Origin of the sequence: Xanthomonas sp. NCPPB 1062, assembly GCF_041481705.2 — a bacterium.
Lineage (GTDB): Bacteria > Pseudomonadota > Gammaproteobacteria > Xanthomonadales > Xanthomonadaceae > Xanthomonas > Xanthomonas euvesicatoria.
This window is the reverse complement of sequence record NZ_CM192987.1, coordinates 529879-544061: the sequence shown is the minus strand read 5'-3', so window position 1 is coordinate 544061 and position 14183 is coordinate 529879. Positions and strand designations below refer to the sequence as shown.

Genomic DNA, 14183 nt, shown 5'->3' with positions numbered 1-14183 from the left:
GTTAAGCTCTCGGGCCTGCTCGCGAATCTTGTGTTCCCTGCATGCCTTTCTCGTTGGAAATTCTGCTGGCGCTGCCATTTGTCATGGCCGCTGCCGCTGCGCTGCTCTGGCGCGCCTCCCGTTCGATCACTGCGTGGTTGGCTGCGGCCGCGCCGTTGGCCGGGCTGCTGGTGCTGGCGCTGTTGACGCCCGCGGTGCTGCGCGGCGAGGTGATTGCCAGCGAGCACGCGTGGCTGCCACAGATTGGCCTGATGTTTTCGCTGCGGCTCGACGGCCTGGCCTGGATGTTCGCACTGCTGGTGCTGGGCATCGGTGCGCTGGTGGTGCTGTACGCGCATTACTATTTGAGCGCACGCGATAGCGCGTCGCGCTTTTTTGCCTATCTCTTGCTGTTCATGGGCGCGATGCTCGGCATGGTGTTGTCGGGCAACCTGCTCTTGCTGATGGTGTCCTGGGAACTCACCAGCATCAGCTCGTTCCTGTTGATCGGTTTCTGGTCGCATCGCAAGGACGCGCGCGAAGGCGCACGCATGGCCTTTGTGCTGACTGCCGGCGGCGGCCTGGCGTTATTGGGCGGCGTGTTGATGATCGGCCGCATCGTGGGCAGTTTTCAGCTCGATGCCGTCCTGGCCGCCGGCGATGTGATCCGCGCCAGCCCGCTGTATCCGTACGCGCTGGGCTTGGTGTTGCTGGGCATCTTCACCAAGAGCGCGCAGTTCCCGTTCCACTTCTGGTTGCCGCACGCAATGGCGGCGCCCACGCCGGTGTCGGCGTATCTGCATTCGGCCACGATGGTGAAGGCCGGCGTATTTTTGCTGGCGCGTTTGCATCCGGCGCTGGCCGGTACCGATCTGTTTTTCTATACGGTGACCAGCATCGGCGCGATCACGGTGCTGTTGGGCGCCTGGCACGCCATCTTTCAGCACGATCTCAAGGGCGTGCTGGCGTACTCGACCATTTCGCATCTGGGCCTGATCACGATGCTGTTCGGCCTGTCCACGCCGATGGCGGTGGTGGCCGGCGTGTTTCACCTCATCAACCATGCGGTCTTCAAAGCGTCGTTGTTCATGGCCGCCGGCATCATCGACCATGAGACCGGCACGCGCGACATGCGCAAGCTGGGCAATCTGCGCCGGTTGATGCCGGTGACCAGCGCGCTGGCCATCACCGCTTCGCTGGCCATGGCCGGCATTCCGCTGCTCAACGGCTTCTTGTCAAAGGAAATGTTCTTCGCGGTTGCGCTGGATACCGAAGCGCCGCAACTGATGCGCATCCTGGCCAGCACCGCTGCGCTGCTGGCCGGCCTGCTGGGCGTGGCGTACAGCCTGCGCTTCGTGCACGACACGTTCTTCGGCGAAGGCCCGCGCGCGCTGGACACCACGCCGCACGAGCCGCCGCGCTGGATGCGGATTCCGGTCGACGTGCTGGTACTTACCTGCGTGGCGGTGGGCATCGTGCCGGCATGGACAGTGGCGCCCGTATTGCGCGCCGGTGCCACCGCGATCTTGGGCGACCGGCTGCCCGACTACAGCCTGGCGCTGTGGCATGGCGTCAATTTGCCGCTGGCGATGAGCGTTGCCGGCATCGTCGGCGGTGCGTTGTTGTACGTGGCGCTGCGCCGCACGCTGGATCTGTATGCAATCCAGAACCGTTCGCCGGGAAAGGCACTGTTCCAATGGAACCTGCGTGCCTTGTTCAGTGCCACCGCACGCATGACCGACGCCGTCACCAACGGCAACCTGCAGCGCATGTTGATGCTGCTGGTGCTAAGCGCGGTCGTGGTGGCGCTGGTGCCGTTCCTGCAAGGCGGTGCATTGCCGCAATGGCCTGCACCCATGCCAATGCCGGCGCTGGGGTGGATGGTGTGGCTGTTGATGATCGCATGCGCCCTGGGCAGCCTGTTCCTGTACAAGCAGCGCCTGTTGGCGGTGCTGGTGCTCGGCGGCACCGGACTGGCGGTCAGCCTGACGTTCGTGTTCTTGTCGGCGCCGGATCTGGCGCTGACGCAGTTGCTGGTGGAAATGGTCACGCTGGTGCTGATGCTGCTGGCGATGAACTACCTGCCCGAGCGCTCGTTGCCCGAACGTGCGCGGCTGCGCAAGATGCGTGATGCCGCAATTGCCATTGCCGGCGGTGCCGGTCTTGCGGCGTTGGCGTATACCTTGATGACGCAACCCAGCCATTCGGTCGCCGGCGAACTGCTGCAGCGCGCCTTGCCCGAAGCGTATGGGCGCAATGTGGTCAACGTAATTTTGGTGGATTTCCGGGGCTTCGATACCTTTGGCGAGATCACCGTCTTCGCCATCGCCGGGCTGGTGGTGCACGCCTTGCTGCGCCGCGCGCGCATGGCACCGGAGCGCACCATGCCGGGGCCGCCGATCAAGTTGCCGGTGCCGGCCGATCTGGCGCAGATCATGTTCCCGCTGACATTGACGGTGTCGCTGTTCCTGTTCCTGCGCGGGCACAACGCGCCGGGCGGCGGCTTCATTGCCGGGCTGGTGTTGGCGGTGCCATTGCTGATGCAGTACGTGATTCAGGGGACGGCCTCGGTGGAGTCGCGCTTTGGTTTCGACTACATCCGCCTGATCGGCATCGGCTTGTTGTGCGCGCTGGTCAGCGGCGCCGGCTCGCTGGTGTTCGGGCTGCCGTTCCTGAGCAGCGGACATCTGGAAATTCCGCTGCCGCTATTGGGCGAGCTGGAACTGGCCAGTGCGCTGGGCTTCGATACCGGCGTGTACCTGGTGGTGTTCGGTGCGGCGATGTTGATGCTGTCGATGATGGGCACGATCAAGCCCTCGCGTACGCGCAGTTCGCAGCGCGGCGAGATCGACCCCACCCAACGTTCGACACGCACCGCGGAGCAGCATTGATGGAATTGGCAGTGGCAAGCGCGATCGGCGTCCTCACCGCACTGGCGATCTATCTGCTGCTGCGCGCGCGCAGCTTCGATGTGATCCTGGGCATGACCTTCCTGTCGTATGCGACCAACCTGCTGATCTTTGCCGGTGGGCGCTTGCGCAGCGGCCAGGCGCCGGTGTTGCGCGACGGCGTGCCGGCCGAGCTGATGCATCACACCGATCCGCTCCCGCAGGCCTTGGTGCTGACCGCCATCGTGATCGCGTTTGCGATGACCGCGGTGAGCCTGGTGCTGGCGATCCGCAGCCGTAGCGACAATGGCAGCGACCATGTGGATGCGCACGAAGATGCCGCGACCGGCACGGATACGCGGCAGGCCCGGCGATGAACCATCTGCTGATCCTGCCCATCCTGATCCCGATGCTGGGCGCGTCGGCATCGTTGTTCGTCGAGCACCGCCGCTATGGGCCGCGCGTGCAGCGCAGCGTGGCGTGGGTCAGCATCGCCTTGTTGGCCGCGGCGGTCATCGCCCTGTTCGCACGCGCGGCCGACGGCCAGATCCTGGTCTATCTGCTCGGCGACTGGCCGGCGCGCATCGGCATCGTGCTGATGGGCGACCGCTTGTCGGCATGGATGCTGCTGACGACCTTGATCCTGGGCTCGGCGTGCCTGCTGCATGCATGCGCAGGCTGGGACCGGCGCGCACCGCATTTCCATGCATTGTTCCAGTTCCAGTTGATGGGCTTGAACGGCGCATTCCTGACCGGCGACATCTTCAACCTATTCGTGTTCTTCGAGGTGATGCTCATCGCCTCCTACGGCCTGCTGCTCAGCGGCGGGCGCGGGTTGCAGATGCGGGTGGGCCTGCATTACGTGGTGTTCAACGTGTGTGCGTCGACGTTGTTCCTGATTGCGCTGGGCCTGCTGTTCGGTGTGTTCGGCACGCTCAACATGGCCGAGCTGTCGCAGCGCATTGCCGATCTGCCGGCGCAGGACCTGCCGTTGGCAAAGGCCACGCTGGGCTTGTTGCTGCTGGTGTTCTGCAGCAAGGCCGCACTGCTGCCGCTGTATCTGTGGTTGCCGGAAACCTACTCGCGTGCACCGGCGGCGGTGGCTGCGTTGTTCGCCATCATGACCAAGGTGGGGCTGTATGCAACGCTGCGGGTGTCGTCGCTGTGGTTCGGCGCCGGTGCCGGCTCGATGCACGGCTTCGGTCGTCATGCGCTGTTGTGGCTGGGCATTGCGACGCTGCTGATGGCCGCGTTCGGGGTGATGGCCGCATCGCGGCTGCGGGTGATGGTGTCGTACCTGGTGGTGTTTTCGGCAGCGACCTTGTTCATCGCGTTTTCGCTGGACGATGCCGGCGCACTGGGCGCGGGGCTGTATTACCTGCCGCACAGCAGCTTTGTCGCCGCTGCATTGTTCATGGTCTCTGACCTGATCCGCCGTCGCCGCGGCAGTGCCAGCGACCGCAAGGAAGTGGTGGCGCCGCTACCGGGGCGGGCCATTCCGGGCACGATGTTCATGATTGCCGCGGTGGCGGTGGCCGGGTTGCCGCCACTCTCCGGATTTCTGGCCAAGGCCGCATTGCTGCAACACGTGCCTGAAGGGCTGGTCGGGCCGGTGTGGATCGCGGTGCTCGGCAGTAGCCTGCTGATCGTGATCGGCCTCACCCGCGCCGGCGTGCGGTTGTTCTGGCGGGTGCCGGCGGCGGCGGAAAATGCGCCGGAACTGCAGCCGCCGCGGCGTGGCCGCATGCGTCCGGTGGAGACCGCCGCCACGGTGCTGTTGCTGAGCGGGCTGGTTGCGATGACCGGCGCCGCAGGTCCCCTGATGCATTACACCGATGCGGCCGCTGCGCAGTTGCGCGACCCCGGCGCGTATGTCGACCAGGTCCGCGCCACCACGCCGCAACGGAGGCAGCCATGAACACGCGTCTGCCACTGCGTCGCCGCCTGTTTCCCTCGCCGCCCTTGAGCGTGACGGTCTTCGTGTTCTGGCTGCTGCTCAGCGATAGCTTCGGCCCGCAGCAATGGGTCCTGGGCATGCTGCTGGGCGTGGTGGTACCGATCTTTGCGGCGCGGCTGGACCGCGAGTTCGCACAGATCGGCTCGCTGCGCTCGGTGCCGCGCATGCTGCTGGTGGCCGCGGGCGACATCGTGCGCTCCAACATCAAGGTCGCTGCGCAGGTGCTCGGGCCAGAATCGCGTATCCACCCCGGTTTCATCTGGGTGCCGCTGGACATCGCCAACATCCACGGCATTGCCGCCTTGACCAGCATGATCACGCTGACCCCGGGGACCGTCTCGGCCGCGCTGTCGGACGACCGCAAATATCTGCTGGTGCACGTACTGCATCTGGACGATCCGCAGGCCTTGATTGCCGAGATCAAGACCCGCTACGAAAAGCCCCTGATGGAGATCTTTCCATGACCGGCCACATGTTCATCGAATCAACCATCGTGATCTGCATGCACGCGGTGGGCCTGGCCATCCTGATGGCCTTATGGCGGCTGCTGCGCGGGCCGACCGTGCCAGACCGCATCCTGGCGCTGGACACGCTTTCGGTCACCGCCATTGCCGAATTGATGCTGCTGGGCATGTACCTGGATTCGCCGATCTACTTCGAGGCGGCCCTGGTCATTGCGATGCTCGGCTTCGGCAGCACCGTGGTACTGAGCAAGTACGTGTTGCGGCGGAGTATCGTCGAATGATCGCCCTCACCGAATACTTGCTCAGCGCCTTGCTGCTGGCGGGCACGTTTTTCATCCTGATCGGCGCTTTCGGCCTGGTGAAGCTGTCGGACTTTTTCAAGCGCCTGCATGCACCGACCAAGGCCAGCACGCTGGGCGTGGGCTGCGTGCTGCTGGCTTCGGTGGGCTACCACCTGTTTCTCGGCGTGGACCCGCAGCCGCGCGAATTGCTGATCACCGTGTTCCTGTTCATCACCGCACCGATCAGCGCGCACTTGATGGCCAAGGCAGCGCTGTCGCTGATGATGGAAAACCGCCCGGAAGTACCGAACCACGGCGACGCGCAGCAGGAAGGATTGCCGCAGGTCAAAGGCGATCTTGGCGAGAACGAAGAAACCGAGAAGCAGCATCCGGGGCCTGCGTCCGAGGGTGGCTGAGGCGTTGCTGCCCGGCGTGGATTGTTTGCCGATCAGGTCCGGTTGCTGCTCAGAGCCTTCTCAACGGCGCAACTGGCTGAGTCGGTCGCCGGCACATGGGGTATCGACTCACGAGCGCTCACTTCGTGCGTTCGCCAACCACAGATGGGCATGCAACTGCAGTGTGGCGCGACTCAACAACCACGCGCAGCGCTGTGCCACCGTTGCGCAGAGCGATTCTGCGACCGCCCACCATCGCCCACCGGCGCGACGCATGGGCCGCAGCAGGAATGACACACCCTCCGCTAGCGCAGGATACAAACGCCTGCGCAAGACGACACCGCCATCGCACCTTGCATGTCAGCCGCAGCCTTCGACGTAATCCACCTGCGGCGGCTTGCCCACGCGCCAGCTGGTGACTTTGCCGTCTGCATCGGTCTCGAATACCAGCGCGGTCTGCGTGGCAGCGTCGGGGAGACGCAGCGTCAGCGCGCCTGGAATGTACTTATGCGGCTGCTCGGTCAGGCCGTCGGGGTACAACGCACGCAGCTGCGCCAATGTCATGCCGACCTTGCCGCCGCCCGGCGCCGTCTCTTTCGCTTCGTTGGTCTGCAAGCGCACCAATTGCCCGCCTTCGAACATGAAGCCCAAGCGACGCGCATCGCTGGCCCACCGTGGGCGCAGCAGGTAACAGCCATTATCGGGTGCCGCCTCGCCCTGCAAATCGCCACCCCAGGCAGCCCGCGCCTGGCTGGCATCCATCCCAAAGCGCAAATCGCCATAGCCATCCATGCGCGCAAGCGCAGCGGGGTCCTGCTGGGTGCGCGGTGGAAATGTGCCAGCTGGCGCCGTGGCCGGCGGGACAGTGGCCGCCGGTTGGTCGTCAGCGGCCGCAACCGGTGCGTGCTCGGCGTTGGCGGGCGCGGCCGGCGCGGGCGATTGGTCGGCGCGGTTGCAGCTGGTCAGTACGAGCAATGCGCTCATCAGGCCCAATAGTCTGGATGTCATCTGCGCGTTTCCTAGAGTTGCAGTACAGCGTACACAGCCACCATCGCGACCATGTGCAGAGCGTGGCCACACACCGTCGCCGCCATGTCATCGGCGCTTCATTGGCGGGCGTCACGCTATTGGCTTCGCAGGACCGCCGCCATGATCCCACGCAAGACCGAGCTCGCCCTAACCACGTTGCAATCGCACCGCAGCCCGCTGACGCTGCTGCAACGGCGCGCGTTGATCCTGGCCGACGGCCAGCGCGATCTGGCCACGCTCGCCACGCTGCTGGGCGGCGACGGCACCGGCTTGGTGCAGAGCCTGTGCGCGATGGGGTACCTGGATCTTGGACCCGCTGCAGACGGTGCTGCGGGTCAAACGCGCACGGCAGCCACTGCCGCGCTGCCCGATGTGCACGAAGCCCCTGTGGCCCTACCGGACGCAGGGCCCAGCGAAGAAGAGCTGCGGCGCCTGCGTCGCCGTGCAGCGACCAATGCACGCCTGTACTTGCTCGATATCCTGCAGTTGCAACGCAATGCCCTTGCCGCTGCGCTGCATCGGCAACTGCACGCCGCGCGCGACGACGATCAGATCCGCACGACCATCGCCGAGGCGTTGCACGCGCTGCCGCAGATCACCTCGGCGAGCTACGCCGAACGCGTCCGCACACGGATCGGCGAGCTGCTGCCGGAGACCTTGCAAGCCGCGTGATCTGGCAGTGGTGGCCAGCGCGCGCCGACCGGCTCTTGCCGAGTCGCTCAACATGCGCAGGGGCTGGAGCCGAGCGCCGCATCACCGCAACGGCAGCAGCCCGCGCACCCACCGCTCGCATCACATCGCTGACGCGCTGACAGAGCAGCTGCAGTCCGGCTTGAGAGCGTCGGACCCCTGCCGCTCAGCCGCCAGGCGCAGCCGGCTGGTACTCGGGGCAGGCATCTGGCCGCCATCCACTCCAGGCACCGTGTGCCTGAGCATCGTCCGCACCATCTGCCAATTGCTTGCGAGGTCTTGGCCGCGCGCTAGGTTGCGTCTTCCGTTGTCGGCGGTTGAAACGCAGCGCGCAATCCGGACCAGCACTGCTGGTAATCCGCTTGCCGATGGGCGGCGTTCAATGCCTGCTGCGTAGGGCGCAACACCGCGCGCGTTTCGAACATGAAGGCCATGGTGTCGGCGATCACGTCCGGGCGCGTGAGATCTGCCTGTGACGCCTTGTCGAAGGTGGCCGCATCCGGGCCGTGCCCGCTCATGCAGTTATGCAACGAGGCGCCACCGGGCGCGAAGCCTTCGGCCTTGGCATCGTAGACGCCATGCACCAGGCCCATGAATTCGCTGGCGACGTTGCGATGGAACCACGGCGGGCGGAAGGTGTGCTGTGCCACCAGCCAACGCGGCGGGAAAATCGCAAAATCCATGTTCGCCGTCCCGTGCGTGTCGCTGGGCGAGGTCAGCACGGTGAAGATGCTGGGATCGGGATGATCGAAACTGATCGAGCCGATGGTGTTGAAGCGACGCAGGTCGTAACGATAAGGCGCGTAATTGCCGTGCCAGGCGACGACATCCAGCGGCGAGTGACCGATGTCGGCACGCCAGAGATGGCCCTGGAATTTGGCCACCAGTTCGAACCTGCCTTCGCGTCGTTCGAAGGCGGCGCGAGGGGTCTGGAAATCGCGCGGATTGGCCAGGCCATTGGCGCCGATCGGCCCCAGGTCCGGTAGGCGCAGCAGGCCGCCGAAGTTTTCGCAGACGTAGCCACGCGCTTCACTATCGAGCAGTTCCACCCGGAAACGCACACCGCGCGGTATCACGCCGATCTGTTGCGGCTCCAGTTCAAGCACGCCCAGTTCGGTGCAGACCCGCAACCGGCCAAGCTGCGGCACCAGCAGCAGCTCGCCGTCGGCGTCGTAGAAGAAACGATCGCGCATGGAGGCGTTGGCCGCATACAGATGCACGGCCACGCCGGTCATCGCCTCCGGGCTGCCATTGCCGGCCATGGTGTACAGGCCATCGACGAAATCGGTGCGCGTGGCCGGCAACGGCAACGGCAACGGACTCCAGCGCAGCTGATCCGGCGGCACCGGGCCGCCGCCGAAGTCGTTGTGGAGCCGAGACTGCTCGATCAGCGAGAAACGCCCATGCACCGCTGCCGGACGAATGCGGTACAGCCAGCTGCGCCGGTTCTCGCCGCGTGGCGCGGTGAAGGCGGTGCCGGACAACTGCTCGGCGTACAGGCCATGCGCCACGCGCTGCGGTGAGTTCTGCCCGACCGGCAGACTGCCGGCCACCGCCTCGGTTGCGAACTCATTGCCGAAGCCGGTCATGTAGGAAGTCTGGTCATGCATGGGCGTGGGCTCTTCGGTTGCGGCACCACCGTTGCAGGGAGGTGCGATGGTTGCAGGGAGGTGCGATGTTAGAGAAACGCAATGTTCAAGCCCCTTTCCCACCGGGAGAGGGGTTGGGGTGAGGGTACGGCGTCGCGACTATCGTGAAGATCGCCTCAACCACAGCATCCAGCGAAAGCAACACATCGTTATTCCAAAAGCGCAGCACGATCCAGCCTTTCAATTGAAGCCACCGCGTCCTTGCCTGATCGAAGGATGCCTGATGCTGCGATCCGTCCAGCTCAACAATCACCTTAGCTTCAATGCAACAAAAGTCTGCGATGTACGGTGGAATCGGATGCTGCCTTCGGAACTTGAAGCCTTGTAGCTGATTGCTTCGCAGACAGCGCCAAAGTGCACGCTCTGCGTCGGTCATGTGGCGACGCAATGCGCGTGCGTGGGCACGGGTGACGGTAGGCAATGGCGGTTTGATTTTCATCGCTCCACCGTACCCTCACCCCAACCCCTCTCCCGTGGGGAGAGGGGCTTCAAGCACGTCCGTTTTCATGGGCTTTTCTTATCAGACAGCCTGGTCTTGCTGAGGTGGCGCTCGAGGGTCTTGCTCCAAGCGAATCCCGAATCCCGAATCCCGAATCACCAATACCCAATCCCCGCCCTCAAAGCACCCCGCGCTTGATCTGATCGCGCTCGATGCTTTCGAACAGCGCCTGGAAATTGCCTTCGCCAAAGCCTTCATTGCCCTTGCGCTGGATGATCTCGAAGAAGATCGGGCCGATGCAGTTGGTGGTGAAGATCTGCAGCAGCTTGCGCTGCTTGGTATCGGGGTCGGCGTCGATCAGGATCTTGTTGCGGCGCAGGCGTTCGACATCTTCGCCATGCGCGGGGATGCGCAGGTCCACCACATCGAAATACGTGTCCGGCGTATCCAGGAAACTCACGCCGGCGGCGCGCATCTTTTCCACGCTGGTATAGATGTCGTCGGTAAAACAGGCGATGTGCTGGATGCCTTCGCCCTGATACGCGTCCAGATACTCGTTGATCTGGCTCTTAGGGTCGGAGGATTCGTTGAGCGGGATGCGCACGATGCCGTCCGGCGCGGTCATCGCCTTGGACACCAGGCCGGTCTTGGCGCCCTTGATGTCGAAATAGCGGATCTCGCGGAAGTTGAACAGGCGCTCGTAATAGTCTGACCAGCGCTGCATGTTGCCGAAATACAGGTTGTGGGTCAGGTGGTCGATGAAGGTCAGTCCGAAGCCGGCCGGGTGCTGGTCGGCACCGTCGATCGGCTCGAAATCGGCGTCGTAGATACTGCCGGCCTCACCGTAACGGTCCACCAGGTACAGCATGCAATCGCCGATTCCCTTGACCACCGGCGCCGGGACCGCGCGGGTGTCGGGCTTGTTCTGCACGGCTTCACCGCCGTTGCCCAGCACCGTCTGCAGCACGGTCTCGGACGGGGTGCGGAAGCGGATGGCAAAGCCGCAGGCGCAGGGGCCGTGCGCGGCGGCGAAATCGGCAGCGAACGAATCGGGATCTTCGTTGAGCAGGAAGTTGACCCCGCCCTGGCGATAGACGGTAATGGGGCGGCTGCGGTGACGCAGCACCGCGCTGAAGCCCATCTTGCGGAAATAATCGTGCAGCTGTTCCCCCTGGCCGGCCGGTGCGGCGAATTCGACGAACTCGAAGCCGTCGATGCCCATCGGATTGTCGAAGGTGGTGACCTGCATGCCAGGATCGGGGCGGGTTGCAGTGGTGTTCGGTTGTGCGCTCATCTTCGTTTCTCCACGCTTGGGGGGCCGCAGGGCTATGCGGAGTAGCAGAAGACCCGCGAGAATGCGCAGGCCACCCTCGGTTTGTAGTTGCAAATGAAACCAAAATCAAGACACAGTGCAACATGAGCGATCTCGACAGCCCCCACCCGCCGCAATATCCCGTGCTGCTCAACCTCGAGCAGTTCCTGCCGTATCGCCTGAGCGTGCTGTCCAACCGTATCAGCAGCAACATCGCCAAGGTATACGGCGATCGTTACGGCATGGCGATTCCCGAGTGGCGGGTGATCACGATCCTGGCGCTGTATCCGGGTTCCTCGGCCAGCGAGGTCTCCGACCGCACGGCGATGGACAAGGTGGCAGTCAGCCGCGCCGTGGCGCGCCTGCTGGAGCGCGGCTTCATCCGCCGCGAGACCCATGGCGACGATCGCCGCCGCTCGATGCTGGCGTTGTCGCCGGCCGGGCGGCAGGTCTACGAGACCGTCGCGCCGCTGGTCAACGAGATGGAACAACGGCTGATGTCGGTGTTCAGCGCCGAAGAACAGCAGGTCCTGGAAACGCTGATCGACCGGCTGGCCAAGGACGGGCTGCCGCGCATGGCCAGCAAGGACTGAACAGCGCTACGCCGAGAGCCAATGCGTGGTGCCTTGGCGCCGCGCAGGATCGGATCCGGTTGCAATCGGCGCTGGCGCAGCACTGGCCTGGATGCCGTGCCGCGGCGCTGTCGCGCGATTTCGATAGATTGTCGGCGCGCTCGGAAACGACTGTTCGCTGGCTCGCAAATCGCGCATTGACGCAGCGCATCGCATGCCGGTGTGCGCTGCCGTCGCCAGCAAGGCCTCATCACATCGCGCCAGGGCTGCGCGCGTGAAAGTCACAGGCTGAGTTCGCGCCGAGCGATAGCCATCGGCACGATGCAGACAAAAACCCCCGCAGCAATGCGGGGGTTTTTGTGTGACGCGTTCGCCCAGCATCAGGCCTGCGGTGGCGCCCACTGCTTGAGGAAATCGAACAGCTTCTTGCGGTCGAAACCCTCGCCCTTGCGCAGCTCCGGGCCGGACTGCGTGGTCAGCAGCTTGCCGTCGCTGTCCAGCACCAGCAGCGACGGGGCGTCGTTGAGCTGGGCGAACGCCGACAGGAAGGCAGCGTTCTCGTTGGCTGCATCGCGGTTGACCTTGACCACCACGAAGTGCGCGTCGCGGAAGCTGCGCAGTTCCGCATCGCCGCCCATCAACTCGTCCAGCGCCTTGCAGGGCTCGCAAGCGGCATTGCCGACATTGAGCACGATGCGCTTGCCGCCGCGCTTGGCCTCGACCTTGGCCGTCTCCAGATCGGCCGCCGGATCGCGCGAGGGGTCGTATTGCGCATTGAGCGCAGCGGCCGCGGCGATGTCGGCCGCGGTCGGCGTGTTGCCCGAAGACACCGGCTGGCTGGGATCGGCGCTGGGCGGCTTCTGCATCGAGGTATCCAACGGCTTGGGCGCCTCCTGCGGGCTGCTGGTCTGCCCGCAGGCGCTCAACAGACCGGTCAGCAGCAGGCCACAGACAAGGGGTTTGATCGGCATCGCTGTTCTCCTCACTTCACACCATGCATCAATTTATTGATCAGCGGCGCGATCAGGAACAGCAACGCGCCGGCGCCCACCAGCGCCCAGAACCCGAACGTATACCCACCCAGCGCCGAGGACACGCTCATGCCTTCGTTTCCGCTGACATGGCCGGCGAAAATGCCCGACAGGTTGTTGCCGATGCCGGTGGACAAAAACCAGCCACCCATGCCGAAACCGACCAGGCGTACCGGGGCCAGCTTGGTCACCATCGACAGGCCGATCGGCGACAGGCACAGCTCGCCGACCGACTGGATGACGTAGACCATGAACAAGGTCCAGAACGGAATCTTGCCGGCGTCGTTGACCAGGCTGGACAGCGCAAACATCAGCAGCAGGAAGGCCAGGCCGTTAAACAGCAGGCCCAGGCCGAACTTGCGCGGAATCGACGGATTGAAGCGGCCGGACTTGACCCAGATCCACGCGATGACCGGTGCCAGCGCAATGATGGCGATGGAGTTCACCGACTGGAACCACGCGGTGGGGAAGGTCCAGCTGCCGAAGTTGCGGTTGACGATGTTGTCGGCCAGGAAGGTGAACGAGCTGCCGGCCTGTTCGAAGAACATCCAGAACAGCACGTTGAAAGCGAAGATGATCAGCATCGCGATCACCTTGTCGCGCTGTACCTTGCCTTCACGGATGCCTTCCACCAGCAGCATCACCGACAGGCCGATGAACAGCACCGTCAGCACGATCTGCAACACGTCCGCACCGACGGCGAGCAGGAAGTACACGCCCGGAATCGCCAGCAAGCAGCCCACCAGCACCATCAGCACGCGGCCCATGCCCTGCGCGTTGGGCGCCGGGGCGCCGATGCCCTTGAGCTGGACGCGGCCGAACCAGAACCACACCAGGCTGATCAGCATGCCCACGCCGGAAGCCATGAACACCATCTTGTAGGACGGCATGACTTCAGTGCCGAACACCTTTTCGGCCAGCAACTGGGTCAATACCGGCGAGATCATCGCACCCAGGTTGATGCCCATGTAGAAGATGGTGAAGCCGCTGTCGCGGCGCGGATCGGCCACCGAATACAGCTTGCCGACCATGGTGGAAATGTTCGGCTTGAACAGCCCGTTGCCGACCACCACGGTGGCCAGGCCGATCTCGAACATGGTGTGGTCGGGAATGGCGATCAGGAACAGGCCGGTCGCCATGACGGCGGCCCCGACCAGGATGGAGCGCTGGTAACCGAGCACGCGGTCGGCCACGTAGCCGCCGAAGATCGCCGCCGCGTACACCAGCGCCAGGTAGGCGCCATAGGTCCGCCCCGCCGGCGCCTGGCCGGTGGCATCGCCATTGAAGAACTGCGCCACGATGTACAGCACCAGCGCCCAGCGAATGCCGTAGAACGCAAAGCGTTCCCAGAATTCGGTCATGAACAGCAGCCACAACGGCCGGGGGTGGCCGAGCAACGTGGGGAACTCGGGAGGCGCCGGCGGCTGCGGCGGTGTGGAGGCGGATGTCGGCGCGGTCGCGTCAACGCTCATAGAGGTCCCTTGCGTATTCAGTGAT

14 protein-coding genes are annotated in these 14183 nt (G+C 64.5%); 8 read left to right on the top strand and 6 right to left on the bottom strand.

Features of this window, described 5'->3' with window-relative positions; all coding sequences use genetic code 11:
- Positions 1–41 precede the first annotated feature (41 nt).
- From ACCQ16_RS02320 to ACCQ16_RS02295, 6 genes are read left to right on the top strand one after another with little or no spacing between them, the layout of a single operon-like run.
- Complete coding sequence (locus ACCQ16_RS02320) at positions 42–2870, top strand: monovalent cation/H+ antiporter subunit A (protein ID WP_277572989.1); 2829 nt, start codon at positions 42–44, stop codon at positions 2868–2870.
- Positions 2870–3244, top strand: coding sequence for a Na+/H+ antiporter subunit C (locus ACCQ16_RS02315; protein WP_011346152.1), 375 nt, complete (start codon positions 2870–2872; stop codon positions 3242–3244). Before ACCQ16_RS02320 ends, ACCQ16_RS02315 begins: the two co-directional genes overlap by 1 nt.
- Entirely contained in the window at positions 3241–4785 is a 1545-nt protein-coding gene (locus tag ACCQ16_RS02310; RefSeq protein WP_029818466.1) for a monovalent cation/H+ antiporter subunit D, read from the top strand. Before ACCQ16_RS02315 ends, ACCQ16_RS02310 begins: the two co-directional genes overlap by 4 nt.
- Positions 4782–5288 (top strand): Na+/H+ antiporter subunit E, encoded by a 507-nt coding sequence (locus tag ACCQ16_RS02305; RefSeq protein ID WP_008575552.1) that lies wholly within the window; start codon positions 4782–4784, stop codon positions 5286–5288. Before ACCQ16_RS02310 ends, ACCQ16_RS02305 begins: the two co-directional genes overlap by 4 nt.
- Positions 5285–5569 carry a K+/H+ antiporter subunit F gene (locus ACCQ16_RS02300; RefSeq protein WP_003486364.1) on the top strand — a complete coding sequence of 95 codons (285 nt, stop codon included), beginning with the start codon at positions 5285–5287 and terminating at the stop codon, positions 5567–5569. The genes ACCQ16_RS02305 and ACCQ16_RS02300 overlap by 4 nt, the downstream gene beginning before the upstream one ends.
- Complete coding sequence (locus ACCQ16_RS02295; RefSeq protein WP_008575549.1) at positions 5566–5985, top strand: Na+/H+ antiporter subunit G; 420 nt, start codon at positions 5566–5568, stop codon at positions 5983–5985. Before ACCQ16_RS02300 ends, ACCQ16_RS02295 begins: the two co-directional genes overlap by 4 nt.
- Before the next feature lie 339 nt (positions 5986–6324).
- Here ACCQ16_RS02295 and ACCQ16_RS02290 read toward each other — a convergent pair whose 3' ends face one another.
- Positions 6325–6948, bottom strand: a complete 624-nt coding sequence (locus ACCQ16_RS02290; protein ID WP_041469981.1) for a hypothetical protein — start codon at positions 6946–6948, stop codon at positions 6325–6327.
- A 165-nt stretch (positions 6949–7113) separates the two neighbouring features.
- Between ACCQ16_RS02290 and ACCQ16_RS02285 the strand changes: the two genes are divergently transcribed.
- Positions 7114–7665, top strand: a complete 552-nt coding sequence (locus ACCQ16_RS02285; protein ID WP_218559150.1) for a hypothetical protein — start codon at positions 7114–7116, stop codon at positions 7663–7665.
- Between the two features lie 308 nt (positions 7666–7973).
- On the opposite strand, the gene hmgA is transcribed toward ACCQ16_RS02285, so the two are convergent.
- The 3 genes from hmgA to hppD form a co-directional block, all read right to left on the bottom strand.
- Positions 7974–9293, bottom strand: coding sequence for a homogentisate 1,2-dioxygenase (gene hmgA / locus ACCQ16_RS02280; protein ID WP_277572991.1), 1320 nt, complete (start codon positions 9291–9293; stop codon positions 7974–7976).
- 85 nt (positions 9294–9378) lie between these two features.
- Complete coding sequence (locus tag ACCQ16_RS02275) at positions 9379–9771, bottom strand: endonuclease domain-containing protein (protein WP_277572992.1); 393 nt, start codon at positions 9769–9771, stop codon at positions 9379–9381.
- A 178-nt stretch (positions 9772–9949) separates the two neighbouring features.
- The gene (gene hppD, locus ACCQ16_RS02270) at positions 9950–11065 is read right to left on the bottom strand and encodes a 4-hydroxyphenylpyruvate dioxygenase (protein ID WP_008575541.1); all 1116 of its coding nucleotides are present in this window, start codon (positions 11063–11065) and stop codon (positions 9950–9952) included.
- 122 nt (positions 11066–11187) lie between these two features.
- Between hppD and ACCQ16_RS02265 the strand changes: the two genes are divergently transcribed.
- On the top strand, positions 11188–11676 hold the full coding sequence (locus ACCQ16_RS02265; RefSeq protein WP_008575539.1) for a MarR family winged helix-turn-helix transcriptional regulator: 489 nt from the start codon (positions 11188–11190) through the stop codon (positions 11674–11676).
- A 359-nt stretch (positions 11677–12035) separates the two neighbouring features.
- Here ACCQ16_RS02265 and ACCQ16_RS02260 read toward each other — a convergent pair whose 3' ends face one another.
- Together ACCQ16_RS02260 and ACCQ16_RS02255 are read right to left on the bottom strand one after the other, a co-directional pair.
- Complete coding sequence (locus ACCQ16_RS02260; protein WP_008575538.1) at positions 12036–12626, bottom strand: thioredoxin family protein; 591 nt, start codon at positions 12624–12626, stop codon at positions 12036–12038.
- An 11-nt stretch (positions 12627–12637) separates the two neighbouring features.
- Complete coding sequence (locus ACCQ16_RS02255) at positions 12638–14158, bottom strand: peptide MFS transporter (RefSeq protein ID WP_011346143.1); 1521 nt, start codon at positions 14156–14158, stop codon at positions 12638–12640.
- Positions 14159–14183 lie beyond the last annotated feature (25 nt).